This window comes from Nocardioides sp. S-1144, assembly GCF_005954645.2.
GTDB classification, from domain to species: domain Bacteria; phylum Actinomycetota; class Actinomycetes; order Propionibacteriales; family Nocardioidaceae; genus Nocardioides; species Nocardioides dongxiaopingii.
In genome coordinates this window covers 2495889-2519148 of sequence record NZ_CP040695.2, presented here as the reverse complement: position 1 = coordinate 2519148, position 23260 = coordinate 2495889, and the positions used below count along the sequence as shown (strand labels likewise).

22 protein-coding genes are annotated in these 23260 nt (G+C 74.8%); 21 read left to right on the top strand and 1 reads right to left on the bottom strand.

All coding sequences use genetic code 11. The features are described from left to right. Window positions 1–7: 7 nt before the first annotated feature. The 17 genes from FE634_RS11850 to FE634_RS11770 all read left to right on the top strand — a co-directional run bounded on the left by FE634_RS11850 (window position 8) and on the right by FE634_RS11770 (window position 17099). Window positions 8–496: a hypothetical protein gene (locus FE634_RS11850; RefSeq protein ID WP_138875975.1), complete on the top strand. Its 489-nt coding sequence runs from the start codon at window positions 8–10 to the stop codon at window positions 494–496. After that, on the top strand, window positions 496–813 hold the full coding sequence (locus FE634_RS11845; RefSeq protein ID WP_137293478.1) for a DUF6167 family protein: 318 nt from the start codon (window positions 496–498) through the stop codon (window positions 811–813). Before FE634_RS11850 ends, FE634_RS11845 begins: the two co-directional genes overlap by 1 nt. Then, the gene (gene alaS / locus FE634_RS11840) at window positions 813–3500 is read left to right on the top strand and encodes an alanine--tRNA ligase (protein WP_148240625.1); all 2688 of its coding nucleotides are present in this window, start codon (window positions 813–815) and stop codon (window positions 3498–3500) included. Before FE634_RS11845 ends, alaS begins: the two co-directional genes overlap by 1 nt. 20 nt (window positions 3501–3520) lie before the next feature. After that, window positions 3521–4039 carry a Holliday junction resolvase RuvX gene (gene ruvX / locus FE634_RS11835; RefSeq protein ID WP_138875974.1) on the top strand — a complete coding sequence of 173 codons (519 nt, stop codon included), beginning with the start codon at window positions 3521–3523 and terminating at the stop codon, window positions 4037–4039. Continuing rightward, window positions 4032–5231 carry an endolytic transglycosylase MltG gene (gene mltG, locus FE634_RS11830; protein WP_138875973.1) on the top strand — a complete coding sequence of 400 codons (1200 nt, stop codon included), beginning with the start codon at window positions 4032–4034 and terminating at the stop codon, window positions 5229–5231. Before ruvX ends, mltG begins: the two co-directional genes overlap by 8 nt. A 16-nt stretch (window positions 5232–5247) precedes the next feature. Continuing rightward, entirely contained in the window at window positions 5248–6102 is an 855-nt protein-coding gene (locus FE634_RS11825) for a shikimate dehydrogenase (protein WP_138875972.1), read from the top strand. Further along, window positions 6099–6830, top strand: a complete 732-nt coding sequence (locus tag FE634_RS11820) for a prepilin peptidase (protein WP_148240624.1) — start codon at window positions 6099–6101, stop codon at window positions 6828–6830. The genes FE634_RS11825 and FE634_RS11820 overlap by 4 nt, the downstream gene beginning before the upstream one ends. Window positions 6831–7669: 839 nt before the next feature. After that, entirely contained in the window at window positions 7670–8848 is a 1179-nt protein-coding gene (gene aroC / locus FE634_RS11815) for a chorismate synthase (RefSeq protein WP_148240623.1), read from the top strand. After that, on the top strand, window positions 8845–9378 hold the full coding sequence (locus tag FE634_RS11810) for a shikimate kinase (protein ID WP_316043813.1): 534 nt from the start codon (window positions 8845–8847) through the stop codon (window positions 9376–9378). The genes aroC and FE634_RS11810 overlap by 4 nt, the downstream gene beginning before the upstream one ends. Continuing rightward, window positions 9375–10514: a 3-dehydroquinate synthase gene (gene aroB, locus FE634_RS11805; RefSeq protein ID WP_148240622.1), complete on the top strand. Its 1140-nt coding sequence runs from the start codon at window positions 9375–9377 to the stop codon at window positions 10512–10514. Before FE634_RS11810 ends, aroB begins: the two co-directional genes overlap by 4 nt. Further along, on the top strand, window positions 10511–10963 hold the full coding sequence (locus FE634_RS11800) for a type II 3-dehydroquinate dehydratase (protein ID WP_137293470.1): 453 nt from the start codon (window positions 10511–10513) through the stop codon (window positions 10961–10963). The genes aroB and FE634_RS11800 overlap by 4 nt, the downstream gene beginning before the upstream one ends. Before the next feature lie 104 nt (window positions 10964–11067). Beyond that, the gene (efp, locus tag FE634_RS11795; protein WP_137293469.1) at window positions 11068–11631 is read left to right on the top strand and encodes an elongation factor P; all 564 of its coding nucleotides are present in this window, start codon (window positions 11068–11070) and stop codon (window positions 11629–11631) included. A 10-nt stretch (window positions 11632–11641) separates the two neighbouring features. Beyond that, window positions 11642–12052, top strand: coding sequence for a transcription antitermination factor NusB (gene nusB, locus FE634_RS11790; protein WP_138875970.1), 411 nt, complete (start codon window positions 11642–11644; stop codon window positions 12050–12052). Window positions 12053–12149: 97 nt separating this feature from the next. Continuing rightward, complete coding sequence (locus tag FE634_RS11785; protein ID WP_138875969.1) at window positions 12150–13550, top strand: dihydrolipoyl dehydrogenase family protein; 1401 nt, start codon at window positions 12150–12152, stop codon at window positions 13548–13550. Beyond that, window positions 13547–14383 carry a DUF1206 domain-containing protein gene (locus FE634_RS11780; RefSeq protein ID WP_138875968.1) on the top strand — a complete coding sequence of 279 codons (837 nt, stop codon included), beginning with the start codon at window positions 13547–13549 and terminating at the stop codon, window positions 14381–14383. Before FE634_RS11785 ends, FE634_RS11780 begins: the two co-directional genes overlap by 4 nt. 132 nt (window positions 14384–14515) lie before the next feature. Next, on the top strand, window positions 14516–16051 hold the full coding sequence (locus tag FE634_RS11775) for a MinD/ParA family ATP-binding protein (protein ID WP_262347397.1): 1536 nt from the start codon (window positions 14516–14518) through the stop codon (window positions 16049–16051). Between the two features lie 43 nt (window positions 16052–16094). After that, window positions 16095–17099, top strand: coding sequence for an NADPH:quinone reductase (locus FE634_RS11770; protein WP_138875967.1), 1005 nt, complete (start codon window positions 16095–16097; stop codon window positions 17097–17099). Window positions 17100–17105: 6 nt separating this feature from the next. On the opposite strand, the gene FE634_RS11765 is transcribed toward FE634_RS11770, so the two are convergent. Further along, window positions 17106–17513 carry a PPOX class F420-dependent oxidoreductase gene (locus FE634_RS11765; protein ID WP_148240621.1) on the bottom strand — a complete coding sequence of 136 codons (408 nt, stop codon included), beginning with the start codon at window positions 17511–17513 and terminating at the stop codon, window positions 17106–17108. Between the two features lie 212 nt (window positions 17514–17725). Here FE634_RS11765 and pyrR point away from each other — a divergent pair, with 212 nt between their 5' ends. The 4 genes from pyrR to hrpB all read left to right on the top strand — a co-directional run bounded on the left by pyrR (window position 17726) and on the right by hrpB (window position 23201). Further along, complete coding sequence (gene pyrR / locus FE634_RS11760; RefSeq protein ID WP_138875966.1) at window positions 17726–18301, top strand: bifunctional pyr operon transcriptional regulator/uracil phosphoribosyltransferase PyrR; 576 nt, start codon at window positions 17726–17728, stop codon at window positions 18299–18301. Beyond that, the gene (locus FE634_RS11755) at window positions 18298–19224 is read left to right on the top strand and encodes an aspartate carbamoyltransferase catalytic subunit (RefSeq protein ID WP_138875965.1); all 927 of its coding nucleotides are present in this window, start codon (window positions 18298–18300) and stop codon (window positions 19222–19224) included. Before pyrR ends, FE634_RS11755 begins: the two co-directional genes overlap by 4 nt. Beyond that, window positions 19224–20549 (top strand): dihydroorotase, encoded by a 1326-nt coding sequence (locus FE634_RS11750; protein ID WP_148240620.1) that lies wholly within the window; start codon window positions 19224–19226, stop codon window positions 20547–20549. The genes FE634_RS11755 and FE634_RS11750 overlap by 1 nt, the downstream gene beginning before the upstream one ends. Before the next feature lie 144 nt (window positions 20550–20693). After that, entirely contained in the window at window positions 20694–23201 is a 2508-nt protein-coding gene (gene hrpB / locus FE634_RS11745; RefSeq protein WP_148240619.1) for an ATP-dependent helicase HrpB, read from the top strand. The last annotated feature ends 59 nt before the right edge of the window (window positions 23202–23260 follow it).

Here is a 23260-nt window from a genome sequence, read left to right as displayed (position 1 = left end):
GCTCCTCATGGACCAGGACTGGAGCGTGCCCGGCTGGGCCGTGCTCTCGGTCCTGCTGGCCCTGGTGCTCCTGGTCGCCGTGCTCGTCGTCGCGCTGCTGCGCAGCCGGGCCCGGACGACGGCCAGCCTGCTGGCCGCGCGCAACGACGCGGCCGCGCTGCAGGCGCAGGTCGACGCGATCGAGGCCCGGCTGGCCGCGCAGGCCCACCAGCACGAGCGGACCACCCGCGACGAGCAGGAGTACGTCATCACCCGCCTCGGCCAGGACCAGCCGGAGCCGGAGCAGGCCCCGGCCCCCGTGGTCGGCGGCCCGCTCTTCGCCGACCTCGTGCTGCGGGAGAGCGCCGTCCAGGGGGCGGCCCTGGCCGCCGGCCTGCGCCGCGCGCTGGCCCCGGAGTCGCGCCACCGGATCCGCCACGCGATGAAGCGCGAGGTGAAGCGGTCGCGCAAGCAGCGCCGGACCGACCTGCGCCGAGCCCGACGGCAGGCCGCCTGATGGGCCGCTCGATCTGGTTCGCGGCGGGCGTCGGCGCCGGTGCCTACGCCGTCGTGCGCGTGCGCCGGGCCGCCGAGATCCTCACCGTCGACGGCCTGCGCGACCGGGTCGGCGCTGCCGTCGTCGGCGTCCGGATGTTCCGCGACGAGGTGGCCCAGGGCAAGGCGGACGCCGAGACCGGGTTGCGCGAGCGGATGGGCCTGGCGCTCCACCCCCACCGGGAGCTGGCCGCACCGGCCGGCGACACCGACGACACGACACCCGACCAGATCACTGGCGGGGACAGCACCACCGAGCAGGAAGTAGGACGCAGCTGATGGACACCGCGGAGATCCGACGGAGGTTCGTGGCGCACTTCGAGCGCGCCGGGCACACCCCTGTCCCCTCGGCCTCGCTGCTGCTCGACGACCCGAACCTGTTGTTCGTCAACGCCGGCATGGTCCCGTTCAAGCCGTACTTCCTGGGTCAGGAGACGCCGCCCTACGACCGCGCCACGAGCGTGCAGAAGTGCGTGCGGACCCCCGACATCGAGGACGTCGGCAAGACCACCCGGCACGGCACGTTCTTCGAGATGTGCGGCAACTTCTCCTTCGGCGACTACTTCAAGGAGCGGGCGATCGAGCTCGCCTGGGAGCTGATCACGGCCTCGCAGTCCGACGGCGGGTTCGGCTTCGCCGAGTCGGCGCTCTACCCGTCGGTCCTCGACGGCGACGACGAGGCCGTCGCGCTGTGGAAGAAGGTCACCGGGCTGCCCGACGAACGCATCGTGCGGCTCGGTCCGAAGGAGAACTACTGGTCGATGGGCGTGCCCGGCCCCGGCGGTCCGTGCTCGGAGATCCTCATCGACCGCGGCCCGGCCTACGGCCCCGACGGCGACTTCTCCGCCGAGGACCGCTACCTGGAGTTCTGGAACCTCGTCTTCATGCAGGACGAGCTCAGCGCCGTGCGGTCGAAGGAGGACTTCGACATCGCCGGCTCGCTGCCCCGCAAGAACATCGACACCGGCATGGGCCTCGAGCGGGTCGCCTTCATGACCCAGGGCGTCGAGAACATGTACGAGATCGACGTCATGTTCCCCGTCATCGAGCGGGCCATGGAGCTGACCGGCAAGACCTACGGCGCCGGCGGTGCCCAGGGCCACGAGGACGACGTCCGCCTCCGCGTGGTCGCCGACCACGTGCGCAGCTCGATGATGCTCATCGGCGACGGGGTCACCCCCGGCAACGAGGCCCGGGGCTACGTGCTGCGCCGGCTGCTGCGCCGCGCGGTCCGCTCGATGCGGCTGCTCGGCTACGAGGACCCCGCGCTGCCGGAGCTGATGCCGATCAGCCGCGACAAGATGGCCGAGACCTACACCGACCTGGTCACCGACTGGGAGCGGATCTCGCGCGTCGCGTACGCCGAGGAGGAGACCTTCCGCAAGACGCTCCAGGCCGGCACCAGCATCTTCGACCTCGCCGCGACCGGCGTGAAGCAGTCCGGCGGCACCCAGCTCGACGGAGCGCAGGCCTTCGCGCTGCACGACACCTACGGCTTCCCGATCGACCTCACCCTGGAGATGGCCTCCGAGGCCGGGCTCAGCGTCGACGAGGCCGGCTTCCGCGGCCTGATGGCCGAGCAGCGCGAGCGCGCCAAGGCCGACGCCCGGTCGAAGAAGGGCCAGCACGCCGACACCGGCGTCTACCGCGCCATCCTCGACGAGCACGGCCCGACCGAGTGGCTCGCCTACGAGACCCTCGACACCGAGTCGCGCCCGCTGGCCCTGCTCAGCGGCGGTGCGCCCGCGACGTTCCTCGGCCACGGCGACATCGGCGAGGTCGTCCTGGACCGCACGCCGTTCTACGCCGAGTCCGGCGGCCAGGTGGCCGACGCCGGCATCATCGAGTTCGACGGCGGCCGCCTCGAGGTGCTCGACGTGCAGCGTCCCGTGCGCGGGCTCGTCGTGCACCAGGTGCGCGTCGTCGACGGCGAGTACGCCGCCGGGTCGACCGCCCAGCTGCACGCCCAGGTCGACCCCGAGTGGCGCACCGGCGCCCGGCAGGCGCACTCCGGCACGCACGTCGTCCACGCCGCGCTGCGCCAGGTGCTCGGGCCGAGCGCCCTGCAGTCGGGCTCCTACAACCGCCCCGGCTACCTGCGCCTGGACTTCGGCTGGACCACCGGCCTGCAGCCCGAGCAGGTCCGCGAGATCGAGGAGGTCTCCAACCGCGCGCTGCGCGCCGACCTCCCCGTCGGCTGGCAGTACATGACGCTCCCGGAGGCCAAGGAGTGGGGCGCGGTCGCGCTGTTCGGCGAGACCTACGACGCCACCCAGGTCCGCGTCGTCGAGATCGGCGGCCCCTGGTCGCGCGAGCTCTGCGGCGGCACGCACGTCGAGCACTCCTCGCAGATCGGCACGATCGTGGTCACCGGCGAGGCCTCGGTCGGCTCCGGCAACCGCCGCATCGAGGCCTTCACCGGCGTCGAGGGCTTCGCCTACCTCGCCCGGGAGCGCGACGTCGTGGGTCAGCTCACCGGGCTGCTCAAGACCCAGCCCGACGACCTCGTCGGCCGGGTCAGCGACCTCGTCGAGCGGCTCCGCACCGCGGAGAAGGAGATCGAGCGGGCCCGCGTCCAGCAGCTCCTCGCCGGCGGCGCCGAGCTGGCCGCCGGTGCCCAGGACGTCAACGGCGTCTCGGTCGTCGCCCACCGGGTCGACGGCGCGGGCGGCGGCGACGTGCGCACGCTCGCGCTCGACGTCCGCAGCCGGCTGCCGCAGGGCCGCCCGGGCGTGGTCGTGGTGGTCGGCGTCCAGGACGGCAAGGTCGCGGTCGTCGCGGCCACCACCGACCAGGCCCGCGAGCGCGGCCTCAGCGCCAACGACCTCGTGCGCACGGTCGGCCCGTTCGTCGGCGGCCGGGGCGGCGGCAAGGACGACGTCGCCCAGGGCGGCGGCACCGACACCACCGGCGTCGACGACGCGCTCGCCGCCGTCGTCGCCGCGGTCGCCGCGGCCGCGGTCTGACGGCCGGCGGTGGGACTCGCGTGAGGCCGGGCACCCGGCTCGGCATCGACCCGGGCGACGCCCGGATCGGTGTCGCGCGCAGCGACCCGTCCGGCTTCCTCGCGACGCCGGTGGAGACGGTGCCCAGCGGCCGGGGCGACCTGCGCCGGCTCCGGCGGATCATCGCCGACATCGCCGAGGAGACCGCGAGCGGCGTCGTCGAGGTCGTCGTCGGCCTGCCCCGCTCGCTGTCGGGGGGCGAGGGTCCGGCGGCGGTGAAGACCCGCGAGTTCGCCGACCGCCTCGCCGCGTCGGTCGCGCCGGTGCCGGTGCGCCTCGTCGACGAACGCCTGACCACCGTGTCGGCGGAGGCTATGCTGCGCGACCGTGGCACCAAGGGGAGCAAGCGACGCGCGGTGGTCGACCAGGCCGCCGCGGTGCTGATCCTGCAGCACGCCCTCGACAGCGAGCGCACCACCGGCACCCCGCCGGGCGAGGTGGTCGCGACGCCCCAGGATCGAGTGGTCCAGAACCCAGTGGCCGAGGAGACGGATGTCTGAGCACGACCACGGAGACGGCGGCAGCCCCCTGTTCTCCTCCGACGACGACGGCCCGCCCCCGGCGGGCACCACCGCCGACGGCGCCCGGTCCAGCGGACGCCGTCGCGCCCGGCGCCGCTCGGGCTGCCTGCCGATGCTGATCGTGCTCACCCTGCTCGTCGTGGGCGGGGTCTTCCTGGTCCGCTCGATCGACGTCGCGAACCCGTTCAGCTCCGAGCCCGACGACTTCGAGGGAGCCGGCAGCGGCGCGGTGACCTTCGAGGTCTCCGCCGGCGACTCGATCTCGGCGATGGCGCAGAACCTGGAGAGCCTCGACGTCGTGGCCTCGGCCGACGCGTTCATCGAGGCGGCCGCCGACGACGACCGCTCCGGCTCGATCCAGCAGGGCCTCTACCGGCTGAGGAAGGAGATGTCGGCGGCCAGCGCCCTCGACCTCATCGTCGGCGGCACCACGCGCGGCGAGCAGTTCACCTTCGTCGCCGGCAAGACCGTCGAGGAGATCGTCGGCCTCCTGGCCCGCGACACCGACATCCCGCGCGCGCAGTTCGAGAAGGCGCTCGACGTCCCCGCCTCCCTCGGGCTGCCCGAGAGCGCCGAGGACGACGCCGAGGGTTACCTCTTCCCCGGCAGCTACCTCGTCTTCGAGGACAGCACCGCCACCTCGATCCTGTCCGAGATGGTCGCCGGCCAGCAGCGCGCGGCCGAGGAGGTCGACCTCCCCGCCGCGGCGGAGCGGCTCGGGTACTCCGAGCACGACCTGATGACCATCGCGAGCCTGATCCAGGCCGAGGGCAGCCTGCTCGACGAGAAGGGCAAGTCGAAGATCGCCCGGGTCATCTACAACCGCCTCGAGAACCCCACCGGCGAGACCGTCGGCAAGCTGCAGCTCGACGCGACGATCGACTTCATCTACGGCGAGAAGGTCGCGCGGCGCACCATCCCGGAGATCGACGCGGTCGCCGACAACCCCTACAACACCTACTCCAACGCCGGCCTGCCGCCCGGCCCGATCGCCACGCCGTCGATGGACGCCCTGCGCGCCGCGGTGGACCCGGCCGACGGCCCGTGGTTCTACTACGTCACGGTGAACCTCGAGACCGGTCTGACGAAGTTCGCGGTCACCTACACCGACTTCCTGCAGCTGAGTGCCGAGCTCGACGAGTACTGCGACACCCAGTCGGACCGGTGCTGAGGGCCGGGTCGAGCAGGTGAGGTGCGCCGTCCTCGGGGACCCGATCGCCCACTCGCTCTCCCCGGTGCTGCACCGGGCGGCGTACGACGCGCTCGGGCTCGACGGCTGGACCTACGACGCGGTGCGGGTGCCCTCGGGCGGGCTGGCGGCGTTCCTCGCCTCGATCCCCGGGAGCGGTGACGGTGACGGCCGCGAGGGGACCTGGCGCGGGCTGTCGCTGACGATGCCGCTCAAGCGCGAGGTGCTCGACCTGGTCGCGACCCGCTCCGCGCGGGTGGACCTGGCGCACGCCGCCAACACCGTCATCCTCGGCGGGGAGGGTGGCGCCACGCTCGACAACACCGACCTGCCGGGCGCGGCCGCGGCGATCCGGGAGCGCTACGACGGCCCGGTCGGTTCGGCCGTCGTCCTCGGCGCCGGTGCGACGGCGTCCTCGGTCGGGCTCGCGCTGTGCGACCTCGGCGCCCGCGAGGTCCGGCTGCTGGCCCGGTCGCCGGAGCGGGCCGTCGACACGGTCGAGGCGATCCGGGCGCACGCGTCGCGGCCCGAGGTGAGCGTCGGCGGGCTCGACGAGGCGGCCACCGGCGCCGACGTCCTGGTCTCGACGGTGCCGGCCGCGGCCCAGGCGCCGGACCTCGTCGGGCGGTGGCTCGGCGAGGCCCCCGTCGTCTTCGAGGTGCTCTACGACCCGTGGCCCACGCCGCTCGCCGACGCCGCGCACGCCGCGGGCAGGGTGCTGGTGAGCGGGCTCGACCTCCTCGTGCACCAGGCGGCGCTCCAGGTCGAGGCGTTCACCGGGTGGCCCGGGCCGCTGCCGGTGATGCGGCTGGCCGGCGCCGCGGCGCTCGCCGCGCGCACGAGCGCCGGATGACGGAGGTCCAGGCCGCCATCGTGGCGGCCGTGGTCGCGGCCCTCGGCGGGTTCGTCATGCCCGCGCTGGTGCGGGCCCTGCCCGAGCCGGACGCGCGTCCCGACGACGAGCTCAGCGAGCACGAGCGGGCCGAGGGGCCCAAGGAGCCGTACGCCGTGCTCGCCGACCACGCCTGGTTCGCCCCGACCGCGATGGTCGTCTCCGGGGTCGCCGGCGGGCTCGTGGGGTGGGCCGTCGGCTGGTCGTGGCTGCTGGTCGGGCTGGTGCCGCTGGTTCCCGTCGTCGTCGCGCTCGGCGTCATCGACCTGCGCACCCGGCTGCTGCCCTCGCGGATCGTGCTGCCGGCGACCGCGGTGATGGTCGCGCTGGCCGCCGTCCACGCCGGGCTCGTCGCGGAGTGGAGCGACCTCGGCCGCGGCCTGCTCGCCCTGGTGGTCGGTCGCTCGTTCTACTGGCTGCTGTGGTTCGTGCACTCGGCCGGCATGGGCTTCGGCGACGTCCGGCTCGCCGCGCTGCTCGGCCTCGTGCTCGGCTACCTGGGCTGGCCCCAGTTCGTCGTCGGCATGTACGCCGGCTTCCTGGTGCTCGCCGTCCCCGGCGTGCTGCTCGCCCTGGTGCGGTGGCGGGCGTCGTACCTGCGGGCGCAGTACCCCTTCGGTCCGTTCATGGCCGTCGGCGCGCTGATCGGCATCCTCGTGGGGGAGCGGGTGCTGGTCGGCTTCGTCTAGGCCCGGTGCGCGAGCCGCCTCCGGTGGTCGAGCCGACCCCGGTGGTCGAGCCGCGGGGACGGAGTCACCGCGAGTCGAGACCTCTGGGGGTGCCGGGTGGTCTCGACTCGGCTCGCTGGCGCTCGCCGGCTCGACCAGCGGGGGCCATCCGGTGGTCGAGCCGCCTCCGTTGGTCGAGCCGCCTCCGTTGGTCGAGCCGCGGGGACGGAGTCACCGCGAGTCGAGACCTCTGGGGGTGCCGGGTGGTCTCGACTCGGCTCGCTGGCGCTCGCCGGCTCGACCAGCAGTTGCCGGTGGTCGAGCCGCGGGGACGGAGTCACCGCGAGTCGAGACCTTGGGGGCCGGTCTGTGGGTCTCGACTCGGCTCGCTGGCGCTCGCCGGCTCGACCAGCGGGGGTGTCCCCTGGCGCTCGCGGCTCGACCAGCGGTTGCCGGTGGTCGAGCCGCGGGGACGGAGTCACCGCGAGTCGAGACCTCGGGGGCCGGTCTGTGGGTCTCGACTCGGCTCGCTGGCGCTCGCCGGCTCGACCAGCGGGGTGTCCGCTGGCGCTCGCCGGCTCGACCAGCGGGGGCCATCCGGTGGTCGAGCCGCGGGGACGGAGTCACCGCGAGTCGAGACCTGGTGGGGCTGGTTGGTGGGTCTCGACTCGGCTCGCTGGCGCTCGCCGGCTCGACCAGCGGGGTGTTCGCTGGCGCTCGCCGGCTCGACCAGCGGGGTGTCCGCTGGCGCTGGCCGGCTCGACCAACGGGGGGATCCGCCTCGACCGGCAGGAGTCGTCGGCGGTCCAGCCCTGCCACCACCGACACGGCCGGGTCGGTGGCTCTGGGAGACTGGGCGCATGCTGCGCTGGTTGACCGCGGGTGAGTCCCACGGCCCGTCCCTGGTCGCGATCCTCGAGGGGCTCCCCGCCCACGTCGAGGTGACGACGACCGACATCGCCGACTCGTTGGCCCGACGCCGTCTCGGCTACGGGCGGGGGGCGCGGATGAAGTTCGAGCAGGACGCCGTGACGATCAACGGCGGCGTGCGCCACGGCCGCACCCAGGGCGGGCCGGTGGCGATCACGATCGGCAACACCGAGTGGCCCAAGTGGGAGACGGTGATGTCGGCCGACCCCGTCGACGCCGAGGTGCTGGCCGCGCAGGCGCGCAACGCGCCGCTGACCCGGCCGCGGCCGGGCCACGCCGACCTGGCCGGGATGCAGAAGTACGACTTCGAGGAGGCCCGGCCGGTCCTCGAGCGCGCCAGCGCCCGCGAGACCGCGGCGCGGGTCGCACTGGGACGGGTCGCGTCGAACTTCCTCGAGCAGGCCGTCGGGGCGCGCATCGTCTCGCACGTCATCGAGCTCGGCGGCGTCCGCGCCCCGGCCGGGGTGCTGCCGGAGCCCGACGACGTCGCGCGGCTCGACGCCGACCCGGTGCGCTGCCTCGACCCCGAGGCGGCCGCCGCGATGGTCGCGCGGGTCGACCAGGCCCACAAGGACGGCGACACGCTCGGCGGCGTCGTCGAGGTGCTCGTGCACGGGCTCCCGCCCGGGCTCGGGTCGCACGTGCACTGGGACCGCCGCCTCGACTCGCGCCTCGCCGGCGCCCTGATGGGCATCCAGGCGATCAAGGGCGTCGAGGTCGGTGACGGCTTCGAGCTCGCGGCCACCCCCGGCTCGCTGGCCCACGACGAGATCGTCGCCACCGACGACGGCATCCGCCGGCTCTCCGGACGCTCCGGCGGCACCGAGGGCGGGATGACGACCGGGGAGGTGCTGCGGGTCCGGGCGGCGATGAAGCCGATCGCGACGATCCCGCGGGCGCTGCGCACCATCGACGTCGCCACCGGCACCGAGGCCGCCGCGCACCACCAGCGCTCCGACGTCTGCGCCGTGCCGGCCGCCGGCATCGTCGCCGAGGCGATGGTCGCCCTCGTGGTGGCCGACGCGGTCGTCGAGAAGTTCGGCGGCGACTCCGTCGGCGAGACCCGCCGCAACTACCGGGGCTACCTCGACGCCCTGAGGTACCGGTGAGCGACGCGCCGGGCACCGGCGCCGCGTCCGGGCCGCTCGTCGTCCTCGTCGGCCCGATGGGGGCCGGCAAGACGACGGTCGCCACCCTGCTCGCCGAGGCCTACGACGTGACGGCGCGCGACACCGACACCGACGTCGAGGCCGCCGAGGGACGCAGCATCTCCGACATCTTCGTCGAGTCCGGCGAGGCCCACTTCCGGGCCCTCGAGCGGGACGCCGTCGCGGCCGCGCTGGCCTCGCACACCGGCGTCCTGTCGCTCGGCGGCGGCGCGGTGCTCGACGAGACGACCCGCGACCTGCTGGCCGGCCACCGGGTGGTCTTCCTGCGCGTCGGGCTCACCGAGGCGGTCAAGCGCGTCGGCCTCGGCGCCGGGCGCCCGCTGCTCTTCGGCAACGTCCGGGCCCGGATCAAGGCGACGCTCGAGGAGCGCGCCCCCATCTACGAGTCGGTGGCCACGGTGGTCGTCGACACCGACGAGACGTCTCCCGACGACGTCGCCCGGCGCATCCAGGAAGCCCTCACCCCATGAGCGATCACGACGAGCACGACGAGCACGAGCACGGACCCGACACCGTCCTCCACGTCGGCGGCGCCGCGCCGTACGACGTCGTGGTCGGCCACCACCTCGCCGACCGCCTCGAGGACCTGGTCGGCGACGCGCGGCGCGTCGCGGTGATCTGTCCCGAGGCGCTGCAGGACCTCGCCGAGGAGGTGGCCACGCCGCTCGTCGAGTCGCGCGAGGAGCTCGAGGTCACCGTCCTGGTCGTCCCCGACGGCGAGGAGGCCAAGACCGCCGAGGTCGCCAACGACTGCTGGGAGGCGCTGGGCGAGGAGGGCTTCACCCGCTCCGACGTCGTCGTGACGCTCGGCGGGGGAGCGACCACCGACCTCGGCGGCTTCGTGGCGGCGTCCTGGCTGCGCGGGGTCCGCGTGGTGCACGTGCCTACCACGCTGCTCGCGATGGTCGACGCCGCCGTGGGCGGCAAGACCGGCATCAACACCGCCGCCGGCAAGAACCTCGTCGGCGCGTTCCACGAGCCCTCGGGCGTGCTGTGCGACCTGTCGCTGCTCGAGAGCCTGCCGCGGGCCGAGCTGGTCGCCGGCCTCGGGGAGGTCGTCAAGTGCGGCTTCATCGCCGACCCCGAGATCCTCCGCCTCGTCGAGACCACCGACCCCGACGACCTGGTGGCCTCCTCCCCGGTGCTGCGCGAGCTGGTCGAGCGCGCCATCGCGGTCAAGATCGACGTCGTCGTCGCCGACCTCAAGGAGGCCGGCGGCTCGGAGGTCTCCGGGGGCCACCCCGGCCGCGAGGCGCTCAACTACGGCCACACGCTCGCCCACGCCATCGAGCGGTTCGAGTCCTACGGCATCCGGCACGGCGAGGCGGTCGCGATCGGGTGCGTCTTCGTCGCCGAGCTCGCCCACCGCGCCGGCGACCTGTCCGCCGACGTCGTGGAGCGCCACCGCACCGCCTTCGGGCGGGTCGGCCTGCCCACGACGTACGCCGCCGCACCGTTCGAGGACCTGGTGGCCGCGATGCGCGTCGACAAGAAGGCGCGCGGCTCGGTGCTGCGCTTCGTCGTCCTCGACGACGTCGCCCGCCCGCGCGTGCTGGCCGGCCCGTCGGAGGAGCACCTGCGCGCCGCCTACGAGGCCCTGGCGTGAGCGAGCCCACCGGCCGGCCCCGGGTGCTGGTCCTGAACGGGCCGAACCTCGGCCGGCTCGGCCGGCGCCAGCCCGAGATCTACGGCGCCACCACCCACGCCGAGCTGGCCGACCTGTGCGTCGGCTGGGGCGCCGACCTCGGCCTCGACGTCGAGGTCCGCCAGACCAACCACGAGGGCGAGCTCCTCGACTGGCTCAACACCGCCGCCGACGACGCCACGCCCGTCGTCCTCAACGCCGCGGCGTGGACGCACTACTCCTACGCCCTCTTCGACGCCTGCGCCCAGCTCACCGCGCCGCTGGTGGAGGTGCACATCTCCGAGCCGCTGCAGCGCCCGGAGGAGTTCCGCCACACCTCGGTGGTGACCCCGCACGCCGTCGAGGTGATCGCGGGGCAGGGCGTCGCCGGGTACCGGGCCGCCCTCGCCGCGCTCGCCGCGCGCGGCTGACCCGGACCGCCCGAATCGGGCGAGCCGCGCGGGGACCAGTAGACTCCTGCGCTGTTGTCCGACCACTCCCGGCAGTACCCGAACAGTGAAGGTGTCGTCTGCGCATGGCCACCACGAACGACCTGAAGAACGGCATGGTTCTCAACATCGACGGGCAGCTCTGGGCCGTCGTCGAGTTCCAGCACGTCAAGCCGGGCAAGGGCCCCGCGTTCGTGCGCACCAAGCTCAAGAACGTCGAGTCCAACAAGACCGTCGACAAGACCTTCAACGCCGGCACCAAGGTCGAGACCGCGACCGTCGACCGCCGCACGATGCAGTACCTCTACAACGACGGCTCCTCCTACGTCTTCATGGACATCTCGTCCTACGAGCAGCTCGAGATCGACCCGACCATCGTCGGGGGTGCCGCCAACTTCCTCCTGGAGAACCAGGAGGCCGTGGTGGCCACCAACGAGGGCCGGGTGCTCTTCATCGAGCTGCCGGCCTCGGTCGAGCTCGTCGTCACCTTCACCGAGCCCGGCCTCGCCGGCGACTCGGCCACCGGTCGCACCAAGCCGGCCACCCTGGAGACCGGCCACGAGATCCAGGTCCCGCTCTTCATCAACCAGGGCGAGAAGGTCAAGGTCGACACCCGCGACTCCTCCTACATGGGTCGCGTCAAGTCGTGAGCCTGCTGTCATGACGGCCCGTTCCAAGGCCCGACGCCGGGCCCTCGACATCCTCTACGCCGCCGAGATGCGCCGGGAGTCGGCCGTCGAGGCGCTGGAGCGCGCGATCGAGGCCGGCGAGGGGCCGACCAACCCCTACACCGGCGTCCTCGTGCGTGGTGTCGTCGCCGAGACCGACCGGATCGACGAGCTGCTCTCCTCCTACTCCCGCGACTGGACCCTCGACCGGATGCCGGCCGTGGACCGCAACGTCCTGCGGATCGGGCTCTGGGAGATGCTGCACGCCGACGACGTGCCCGGCACCGTCGCCATCACCGAGGCGATCGCCCTGGTGCAGGAGCTCTCCACCGACGAGTCGCCGACGTTCGTCAACGGCGTCCTCGGCGCGATCCAGCGCTCCGGCGTCGTCGCCGACTCCTGACGCGCCGCGCGGCCACGGCCGGCTCCGCGACGGGGTCATTCCCGTCGTGGGACCGGGCGGGGCAGCGCGAACCCGGGGGAACCGACAGACTGGGGCCATGACGTCTCCTGAACCCGATCGCACAGCCGACCTCGTCGTCATCGGACTCGGCCCCGGGGGCGAGGCCCTCGCCACCGGAGCGGCCCGCGCCGGCCGCACCGTCGTGGCCGTCGACCGGCACCTGGTCGGCGGGGAGTGCCCCTACTACGGGTGCATCCCCACCAAGATGATGGTGCGGGCCGCCGACACGCTGGCCGAGGCCGGCCGCGCCGCGACGCTGGCCGGCGACGTCACCGTGACCCCCAGCTGGACGCCGGTCGCCACCCGGGTGAGCGAGCAGGCCACCGCCGGCTGGGACGACACCGTCGCCGTCGACCGGCTCCAGGACGCCGGCGCCACCGTGCTGCACGGCGTGGCCCGCCTGGCCGGTCCCGGGCGGGTCGAGATCGAGCTCCCCGACGGGTCCACCACCGCGGTCGCGGCGACCGACGTCGTCGTGAACACCGGCACCCGCCCGGCCGCGCCGCCGGTCCCGGGGCTCGAGGGCACGCCGTACTGGACCAACCGCGACGCCGTCCGCGCCACCGGGCTGCCCGGCTCGCTGGTCGTCCTCGGCGGCGGCCCGATCGGCTGCGAGCTCGCGCAGGTCTTCGCGCGCTTCGGCGTCCGGGTCACGATCGTGCAGCGCGGGCCGCGGCTCGCCCCGGCCGGTGAGCCGGAGGCCTCGGAGCTGCTGGCCGACGTGCTCGTCGGCGAGGGCCTGCGGGTGCTGACCTCGGCCGAGACCACGGCCGTCGCCTACGCCGACGGCGCCTTCACCGTCACCGTCGACGGCGAGGACGTCGTCGCCGACAAGCTCCTCGTCGCCGCCGGCCGCACGCCCAACCTCGACGACCTGGGGCTCGAGAGCGTCGGGCTCGACCCGGCCGCCCGGGTCCTCGACGTCGACGACCGGCTCCACGTCCTCGGCCCCGACGGCGTCGTCCCCGGGCTCTGGGCGATCGGCGACATCACCGGACGGGGTGCCTTCACCCACGTCTCGATGTACCAGTCCGGGGTCGCGCTGCGCGCCCTGCTCGGCCAGGACGGCGCCCCGGCGTCGTACCACGCGGTCCCGCACGTCACCTTCACCGATCCCGAGGTCGCCGGCGTCGGGCTCACCGAGCAGCAGGCCCGCGACGCGGGCCTCGCCGTCCGGGTCGGGTCGACGCCGCTGGAGCAGTCCTCGCGCGGCTTCACCCACGGACCGGGCGCCCGCGGCCTCGTCAAGCTCGTCGAGGACGCCGACCGCGGCGTCCTGGTCGGGGCCAGCGTCGTCGGGCCGGCCGGCGGCGAGATCCTCGGCTTCCTCGCCGTGGCCGTCCATGCGGGTGTACCGGTCGACACCCTGCGCACGATGATCTTTGCCTACCCGACGTTCCACCGAGCGATCGAGACCGCACTGGGGGAGCTCGCATGAGTCAGACCGGCCGACAGGCGAAGAACCAGGCCCAGAACGCCGCGGGCCGGGCCGAGAACAGCGAGGCGCTCGACTGGCTGGCCGCGGCCGGGCTGATCGCGCTCGGCGTCGTGCACGTCGTCGTGGGCTGGCTCGCCGTCCAGCTCGCCCTCGGCGACCGCGAGGGCTCGGCGTCCAGCTCGGGCGCCCTCAAGCAGCTCGCCGAGCAGCCCTTCGGCGCCATCCTCGTGTGGCTGGTCGCCCTCGGCATGGCGCTGCTCGTCGTGTGGCAGGTCGTCAAGGTCGTCGCCGGGCACCGCGACGAGGAGGACGACAAGAAGCGGCTCGCCAAGCGGGCGATCTCGGGCGGGAAGGCCGTCGTCTACGCCGTCATCGCCTTCAGCGCCGTCCAGGTCGCCACCGGCTCCGGCGGCGGGGGAGGCGGCACCGACTCCACCACCGCCAAGATCATGAACCTGCCCGGCGGCCAGCTCATCGTCGGTGCGGTCGGCCTCGGCATCATCGCCGTGGGCGTCGCGCTGCTGGTGATGGCGTGGAAGGAGAAGTACCTCGACCGGCTCGACGCCGAGGGGCGCAGCGGCCGGACCGGGACGATCTACCGGTGGCTGGGTCGGGTCGGGCACGTCGCCAAGGGCATCGCGCTCGGGATCGTCGGCGGGCTGTTCCTCTACGCCGCCGTCACCCACGAGCCCGACAAGTCCGGTGGGCTCGACCAGGCGCTGACCAAGGTGCTCGACCAGCCGTTCGGTCCGGTCCTGCTGACCCTGATGGGCCTCGGGTTCGCGGCCTACGGCGTCTTCTGCTTCGCCTGGGCGCGCCACCTCGACCGCTGAGGGCGCCCCCGCCCACCGGCGCCGGCCTGTCTGGACCAGCGTTTGCGCCGACCCGCTCCGGGCACGTCCCGGGCGACGCCCGTCCTGCCCTAGGGTCGGTGCTGTCGTGATCAACGCTCTCGGAGGTGCAGCATGACGCAGGTCCCACCGCCCCCGGTCGACCCGCCGGGCCAGGGCGGTCCCGCGGCGTCCGACACCAGCGACCGGCTCTACACGCCGGAGGAGCTCGAGGAGTATGCGCGCCAGCGCGCCGCCGAGGCGCCGCGCACGGCGTCGAACCCGCTGACCGACCACCTGCGCGACCCCCTGAGCGATCCGTTGAACGACCCGCTCGGCGACGCCCCGGCGCCCGCGCCGCAGCCGGAGCCGCCGGCGCCCGCGCCGGTCGCGGAGGCCCCCGCCGGCCCGCCGCCGTGGGAGCCCGCGCCGTTCGGCCCGCCCCCGACCGAGCCGCCCGCCGGTGCGGCGCCCGCGGCGTCGCACCCGTCGACGCCGCCGCCGTCGAGCCCGCCGTCTGGCCCCCCGCCCGCGCCCCTGTCCGGTCCGCCGCAGGGTCCGCCACCGACCCCGCCGGTCGCAACCCCTCCGGCACCCCAGCAGCCGGTGCACCAGCAGCCGGTGGCGGCGCCCGCCCCCGCACCGGTCCCCGCGCACGACGCCGTCCCGCCCGGTGCGCCAGTGGCGGCCGGTGTCGTGGCGGTGCCACCCCAGGACGACGCCGACGTGCGCCGCTTCATGACGGCCACCGACTTCCTCGACCGCCGCGACAACGACCAGGAGCTCGGCCCGGCCACGTGGGGCTGGCGGGGCACCGTGCGGCGCTGGTCGGGCGGGATGATCAAGCCGGCCATGGGACCGAAGGAGCGCGCCCACGAGCACGACAAGTCGCTCATCCAGCGCGACTTCGACGGCCCGCGCACGATCGCGTTCATCAACCCCAAGGGCGGGGCCGCGAAGACCACCGGCGTGCTCGCGGCGGGGTACACGTTCGGGACGGTGCGCGGCGGTGGCGTCGTCGCGTGGGACAACAACGAGACCCGCGGCACGCTCGGCATCCGGGGCACCCGCGGGACGCACCGCAACACCACCCGTGAGCTGCTCGAGGACCTCGGACGGTTCAAGGACGTCTACCAGTCGCGGATCGGGGACCTCGGCGCGTTCGTCCGCTCCCAGGGCGACGCCCACTTCGACGTCCTGGCCTCCGACGAGCGGCCCGACGTCACCGGCATGATCCGTGCCGAGGACTTCAAGGAGGTCCACCAGCTGCTCGAGCGCTTCTACCGGGTCATCCTGGTCGACACCGGCAACAACATGCGCGCCGAGAACTGGCTGGCCGCCGCCGACGCCGCCGACCTGCTGGTCGTGACCAGCACGGTGCGCGAGGACACCGGCTACAGCGGGCTGTGGATGCTCGACGCCCTCCAGGACGCCGGGATCCAGAACCTCAAGCACAAGTGCGTCACGGTCCTTTCGGACCCGTCGGCGCAGGTCGACAACAAGCTCGCCGCCGACCTGACGTCGGTCTACGAGCAGCGCACCCGTGCGGTCCACCGGGTGCCCTACGACCCGGCGCTGGTCGCGGGCTCCGTGGTCCCGTACTCCCAGCTGTCGCAGGCGACCCGCAGGTCCTGGTTGAGCGCGTGCGCCGGGATGGCCGAGGCACTCTGAGCTGGCTCGGGAACAGGACGGGCGCCCGCGACGCTGTCCCCACATGCGAGCAGTCACCTACAGCGAGACCGGTCCGTCCTCCGTCCTGGGTGTCGTCGAGCGCGACGACCCGACCCCCGGCCCCGGTGAGGTGCTGGTGCGGGTCGTCCGGGCGGGGGTGAACCCCACCGACTGGAAGTTCCGGGCGGTGATGAAGAGCATCCCCGGCGAGGTCGTCCCCGGCCAGGACGGCGCGGGCACCGTCGAGGCGCTGGGCGAGGGCGTCGAGAACCTCCAGGTCGGGGACCGGGTGTGGCTCTACCTGGCCCAGCACGGGCGGGCGGTCGGCACCGCCGCCGAGCTCACCGTGCAGCCCGCCGAGCACGTCGTCCCGCTGCCCGACGGCGCCTCGTTCGACCTCGGCGCGAGCCTGGGCGTGCCGGCCGTCACCGCACACCGGGCCCTGACCGTCTCGGGTGTCGACCGGCTCGCCCCGGGCGCCCTGGCCGGGCACACCGTGCTCGTGGCCGGCGGTGCCGGCGCGGTCGGCAACGCGGCGATCCAGCTGGCCGTGTGGGCCGGCGCGACCGTCGTCACGACGGTCAGCGGTCCCGAGAAGGCCGCCCTCGCGGCCGCGGCGGGGGCGCACCACGTCGTCAACTACCGCACCGAGGACGTCGCCGCGCGGGTCCGCGAGATCGCCCCGGACGGCGTCGACACCGTCGTCGAGGTGGCGCCCGCGGCCAACTTCGCCCTCGACGTCGAGGTCGCCGCCCAGCACGGCACCGTCGCCTTCTACGCCGACAACGGCGGCGAGGAGGCCACCGTGCCGCTGCGGCCCGGCTTCGCCAAGAACCTCCGGATCCAGGGGATCCTGCTCTACACCGTGCGGCCCGAGCACCTGCGCGCCGCCGCCGAGGACGTCACCGCCGCGGTCGTCGCCGGTGCCCTCCGGGTCGGCGAGGAGGTCGGCGTCCCGCTGCACCACTTCCCGCTCGAGGAGACCGCGGCCGCCCACGACGCCGTCGAGGGTGGCGCGGTCGGCAAGGTGCTCATCGACGTCGGCTGAGCCCGGCTACTGCCGGGCCGCGCCCCAGCCGTGCCAGCGCTCCACCACGAGGTGGGCGCTGGTGCGCGGGCTCTCGCGGTCGGGGTAGGGGCTGCCGCCGTAGTGGGTGCTGAGCCGGTCGATGTCGACCAGGCCCTCGTCGGCGACGATCCCCTCGACCCGGCCGACCAGGGACACGTGGGTGTACCAGTTGTCGGCGTCGGTGATCGTCAGCGAGACGCGGGGGTCGCGGCGCAGGTGCCGCAGCCGGACGCGGGTGTCGTCCATGTTGAGCAGCACGCGGTCGTCGTCCTCGAGCAGGTACCAGGTCGCCACGGACACGGGGGCACCGTCGGAGCGCAGCGTCGCCACCACCGCCGGGTTGGCCCGGAGGAGCAGGGCGCGGACGTCGTCGGGGAACGGGAGTGAGGCCATGGCCCGAACCTACGCGTCCCCGGTCGCGCCGGGCGAGAGCAGCGTGGCGGTCCACACCCGCGTCAGGAGGGCGGCGACGTCGTCGCGGCGACGGCTCGACGGCCGAGCAGCCCGACGGGCTCGGGACCGGAGTGACCCACTGCTAGGGTCGGCCGCGTTCGACATCCTTTAACGAGCCGTCCCGTGAGGCGGAGAAGGAGGTCCGGGACCCCGTGTCCGCGCCACCCCACGAGGCCGCAGAGCCCGCAGAATCAGCCGTCCCCGACGGCCGCGTCGTCCTCGACACCGGTGACATCGCCCGGGCCCTGACCCGCATCGCGCACGAGATCCTCGAGCGCAACAAGGGCGCCGGCGACCTGGTGCTCCTCGGCATCCCGAGCCGCGGCGTGCCGCTGGCCCGGCGGATCGCCGCGCGCATCCAGGACGTCGAGGGCGTGGCCGTGCCGGTCGGCGCGCTCGACATCACGATGTACCGCGACGACCTGCGCCGGCACCCGGCCCGCAGCCCGCAGCCGACCGAGGTGCCGCCCGGCGGCGTCGACGGCAAGACCGTGGTGCTCGTCGACGACGTCCTGTACTCCGGACGCACCGTCCGCGCCGCGCTCGACGCCATGAACGACCTCGGCCGCCCGGACGTCGTCCGGCTCGCCGTGCTCGTCGACCGCGGTCACCGGGAGCTGCCGATCCGCGCCGACCACGTCGGCAAGAACCTCCCCAGCGCCCGCACCGAGCGCGTGATGGTCCGCCTCGACGAGACCGACGACGCCGAGGGGGTCTGGATCCGGTGAAGAAGCACCTCCTCTCGGTCGACGACCTCACCGCCGACGACGTCGCGACCCTGTTCGCCACCGCCGCGGAGATGCACGACGTGCAGCGCCGCCAGGTCAAGAAGCTGCCCGCCCTGCGTGGCCGGACGATCATCAACCTGTTCTTCGAGGACTCCACCCGCACCCGCTCGAGCTTCGAGATCGCCGGCAAGTGGCTCTCGGCCGACACCATCAACATCGCCGCGAAGGGCAGCTCGGCCAGCAAGGGCGAGAGCCTGCGCGACACCGTCCGCACGATCGCGGCCATGGGCGTCGACGCCCTGGTGATGCGCCACCCCGCCAGCGGGGCCGCACTCCAGGTCAGCCAGTGGGTCGACGCCGCGGTCGTCAACGCCGGTGACGGCACCCACGAGCACCCGACCCAGGCGCTCCTCGACGCCTACACGCTGCAGCGCCGGCTCGGGAGCCTGGAGGGGCGCCACGTCGTCATCGTCGGCGACCTGACCCACAGCCGGGTCTTCCGCAGCAACGTCAAGTGCCTGGCCACGCTCGGCGCCGAGGTCACCGTCGTCGCCCCGCCCACGCTGATGCCCAGCGGCGTGGCCGCCTGGTCGGCCGAGGCCGGGTTCGCAACGTCCTACGACCTCGACGCGGTGCTGCCGACCGCGGACGCGGTGATGATGCTGCGCGTCCAGCGCGAGCGGATGAGCGGCGGCTTCTTCCCGAGCGCCCGCGAGTACACCGTCGGCTACGGGCTGACCCGCGACCGGCTCGGCGTGCTCGGCCCCGACGTCCCGATCTGCCACCCCGGCCCGATGAACCGGGGCCTCGAGATCGCCGCCGACGCCGCGGACGCCGCCCAGTCGGCCGTGCTCGACCAGGTCTCGGCCGGGGTCGCGGTCCGGATGTCGATCCTCTACCACCTGCTTGCTGGAGAAGACTGATGAGCGACCGCATCCTCGTGAAGGGCGCCCGGCTGCTCGGCGGCGCCGCCGCCGACCTGCTGCTCGCCGACGGCGTCATCGCCGAGGTGGGCACCTCGGGCGGGCTGAGCGACGCCGGTGCCCGCGTCGTCGACGCCGACGGGCTGGTCGCGCTGCCGGGCCTGGTCGACCTGCACACCCACCTGCGCGAGCCCGGTCGCGAGGACGCCGAGACCATCCGCACGGGCTCGCAGGCCGCGGCGGTCGGCGGCTTCACCGCCGTCCTCGCGATGGCCAACACCAGCCCGGTCACCGACACCGCCGAGGCCGCCGAGCGGGTCCACGACCTCGGGCGGGCCGCCGGCCTGGTCGACGTCCAGCCGGTCGGGGCCGTGACCCGCGGGCTGGGCGGCGAGGAGCTCGCCGAGCTCGGCCTCATGCACCGCTCGCGGGCCCGCGTGCGCGTCTTCTCCGACGACGGCCGCTGCGTGGCCGACGCCCGGGTGATGCGACGCGCGCTGGAGTACGTCAAGGCGTTCGGCGGCGTCGTCTCGCAGCACGCCCAGGACCCCGCGCTCGCCGGGCCGACGGCGTGCTGCCACGAGGGCGAGGTCTCGGGTCGCCTGGGCCTGCCCGGCTGGCCCGGGGTGGCCGAGGAGGTCGTCGTGGCCCGCGACGTGATGCTCGCGCGGCACACCGGCTCGCGGGTGCACGTCGCCCACGCCAGCACGGCCGGCACCGTGGAGGTGCTGCGCTGGGCGAAGGCGCAGGCCGCGCGGGACGGCTCCTGGTCGGTGACCGCGGAGGTCACCCCCCACCACCTGCTGCTGACCACCGACCTGCTCGGGAGCGAGAACGGCGGCTACGACCCGACGTTCAAGGTCAACCCGCCGTTGCGGCCGCAGGAGGACGTCGACGCGGTCCGCGCCGCGCTCGCCGACGGCACCATCGACGCCGTCGCCACCGACCACGCGCCGCACGCCCGCCACGACAAGGAGCACGCCTTCGTCGACGCCGCGTTCGGCATGCTCGGCCTCGAGACCGCGCTGCCGGTCGTCGCCACGGTGATGGTCGAGTCCGGCCTCCTCGACTGGGCCGGCGTGGCCCGGGTGATGTCGTCGACCCCGGCGGCGATCGCCGGGCTCGAGGGCCAGGGCCGACCGCTGGAGGCCGGGCAGCCGGCCAACCTCGTGCTCGTCGACCCCGCGGCCACGCTCACCGTCGACCGCGACCGCTCGGTCTCGCTCTCCCGCAACAACCCCTGGCACGGCCGCACCCTCGGCGCGACGGTGGCCGCGACCTTCCTGCGCGGCGTCCCCACCGTGCTGGACGGCGTCCTCGCGTGACTCCTCGGCGGCCCGGGTGAGCCGGCACCGGGCCGGGATTTCCCCGGTCGGCCGGGGATCCCTGAACTTGGCGGCCGAAATATCGCCCCCCAAGTTCAGACTTCCCCGGCCGACCGGGGAAATCCCGGCCGGGCGACCGACCCGATGAGGGAGGGCGACGAGCGACTGCGGCGCCTGCTGGCGGCGCCGCCGGACCTGCCGGTCGCGGGCGGTCTCGCCGAGGTGGTGGACGCCGTCCGGTCGCGCGGGGCGGTCGTGGTCCAGGCGCCGCCGGGGTCGGGCAAGACGACGCTGGTGCCGCCGGCGGTCGCGCTGGCGGTGGACGGTCGGGTGGTGGTCACCCAGCCGAGGCGGATCGCGGCCCGGGCCGCCGCCCGCCGCCTCGCTGACCTGCTGGGGGAGCCGGTGGGGGAGACGATCGGGTGCACGGTGCGCGGCGAGAGCCGCACCAGCGCCGCGACCCGCGTCGAGATGGTCACCACCGGCATCCTGCTGCGCCGCCTCCAGCGCGACCCCGACCTGCCGGGCGTCGCGGCCGTCGTCCTCGACGAGGTGCACGAGCGGCAGGTCGACGCCGACCTGACGCTCGCGCTGCTCGTCGACGTGCGCCGGCACCTGCGCGAGGACTTCGTCGTCGTCGCGATGTCGGCCACGATCGAGGCCGAGCGGACGGCGTCCCGGCTCGGCGGCCCCGGCGGCACCGGCGGCACGAACCCGGCGGCGGTCGTCACCGTGCCCGGTGCCCTGCACCCGGTCTCGCGGCACTGGCACGGGCCGCCGCCGGGGGTGCTGCCGCGCGACGAGCGGGGCGTGACGCCGGCCTTCCTCGACCACGTGGCGGCCACCGTGCGCCGGGCGCTGGCCGAGCAGCCCGGCGACGTCCTGGCGTTCCTGCCCGGCGTCGGCGAGGTCGCGGACGTCGTGCGCCGCCTCGGCGGCCTGGACGCCGACGTCCTCGAGCTGCACGGCCGGCTCGACGCCCGCGACCAGGACCGCGCCCTGACCCCCGGGCCCCGCCGCCGCGTCGTGGTGGCCACCAGCGTCGCGGAGTCCTCCCTGACCGTGCCCGGCGTCCGCTCGGTCGTGGACGCCGGCCTGGCGCGCCGCCCTCAGACCGACCACCGGCGCGGGCTGGCCGGCCTGGTCACGGTCCGGGTCAGCCGGGCCGCCGCCGACCAGCGCGCCGGCCGCGCCGGCCGCGAGGCCCCCGGTGCGGCGTACCGGTGCTGGTCGGAGGCCGACCACGCCCACCTCGCCGACCACCCGGACCCGGAGATCCTCACCGCCGACCTGACGTCGTTCGCGCTGGAGCTGGCGACCTGGGGGAGCCCGGACGGCGAGGGCCTCGCCCTGCTCGACGCCCCGCCCGCGCCCGCCATGGACGCCGCCCGCGCGGTGCTCCGCTCGATCGGCGCGGTCGACGACGCCGGCGCCGTCACCGAGCGCGGACGCCGGGTCGCCCGGGTCCCGACCGACCCCCGGCTCGCCCGCGCCCTGCTCGACGGGGCCGGCGTCGTCGGCTCGCGGCGGGCCGCCGAGGTGGTGGCCCTGCTGTCCGAGGACGTCCGCGCACCCGGGGGCGACCTGGTGGCCGCGCTGCGAGCCGCCCGGCGCGGCCGCGACGCCACCTGGCGCGCCGCCGTCCGCCGGCTGGTCGGCGCCGTCGCGGACGCTCCCGGGGAGCCCGGCCTCACCGACGACCAGGCCGTCGGGCTGGTCGTCGCCCTCGCGCACCCGGCCCGCATCGCGCGGCTGCGCCCGGGCAGCGCGGGCGGCACCTCCTACGCCACCGTCGGCGGCACCGGCGCCGTGCTGCCGCCGGGCTCGGCGCTGGTCGGCACGCCCTGGCTCGCGATCGCCGACGCCGACCGCCGTCCCGGGCAGCGCGACGCGCTGGTGCGCTCGGCCGCCCCGGTCGACGAGGACACCGCGCTCGAGGCCGCCGCCGCGCTCTGGGCCGAGGACGACGTCGTCACCTGGCGCTCCGGGCGGGTCACCGCGCGCCGGGTCACCCGGCTCGGCGGCATCGAGCTCACCTCGACCGCCGTCCACGACCCCGACCCGGCGGCGGTGGCGCTGGCCGTGGCCGACGCGCTGCGCCGCGACGGGCTCGACGTGCTGCGCTGGAGCGAGGCCGCCGTCGCCCTGCGACAGCGGATGGCCTTCCTGCACCGCACCCTGGGCGACCCCTGGCCCGACGTCTCCGACGACGCGCTGCTCGCCACCGCGACCCGGTGGCTCGACGGCACCGACCCCAGGCGCCTCGACGTCACCCAGGCCCTGCGGCGGCTGCTGCCCTGGCCGCAGGCCGCCCGTCTCGACGAGCTCGCGCCCGAGCGGGTCACCGTGCCCAGCGGCTCACCGGTGCGGGTCGACTACGGCGGCGACCAGCCGGTGCTCGCCGTCCGGCTGCAGGAGGTCTTCGGCTGGGCGGCCACGCCCCGGCTCGCCGACGGTCGGGTGCCGCTGCTGCTGCACCTGCTCTCGCCGGCGCGACGCCCGGCCGCCGTGACCGCCGACCTGGCCTCGTTCTGGGCCTCCGGCTACCCCCAGGTGCGCGCCGAGCTGCGGGGGCGCTACCCGAAGCACGCCTGGCCCGAGGACCCGTTGTCCGCGCCACCGTCCAGGGGGCCGGCCCGACGTCCGCGCTGATAACATCGCTGCTGCTCGAACATCCTTTAACGATCCGTCCTGTGAGGCGGAGAAGGAGG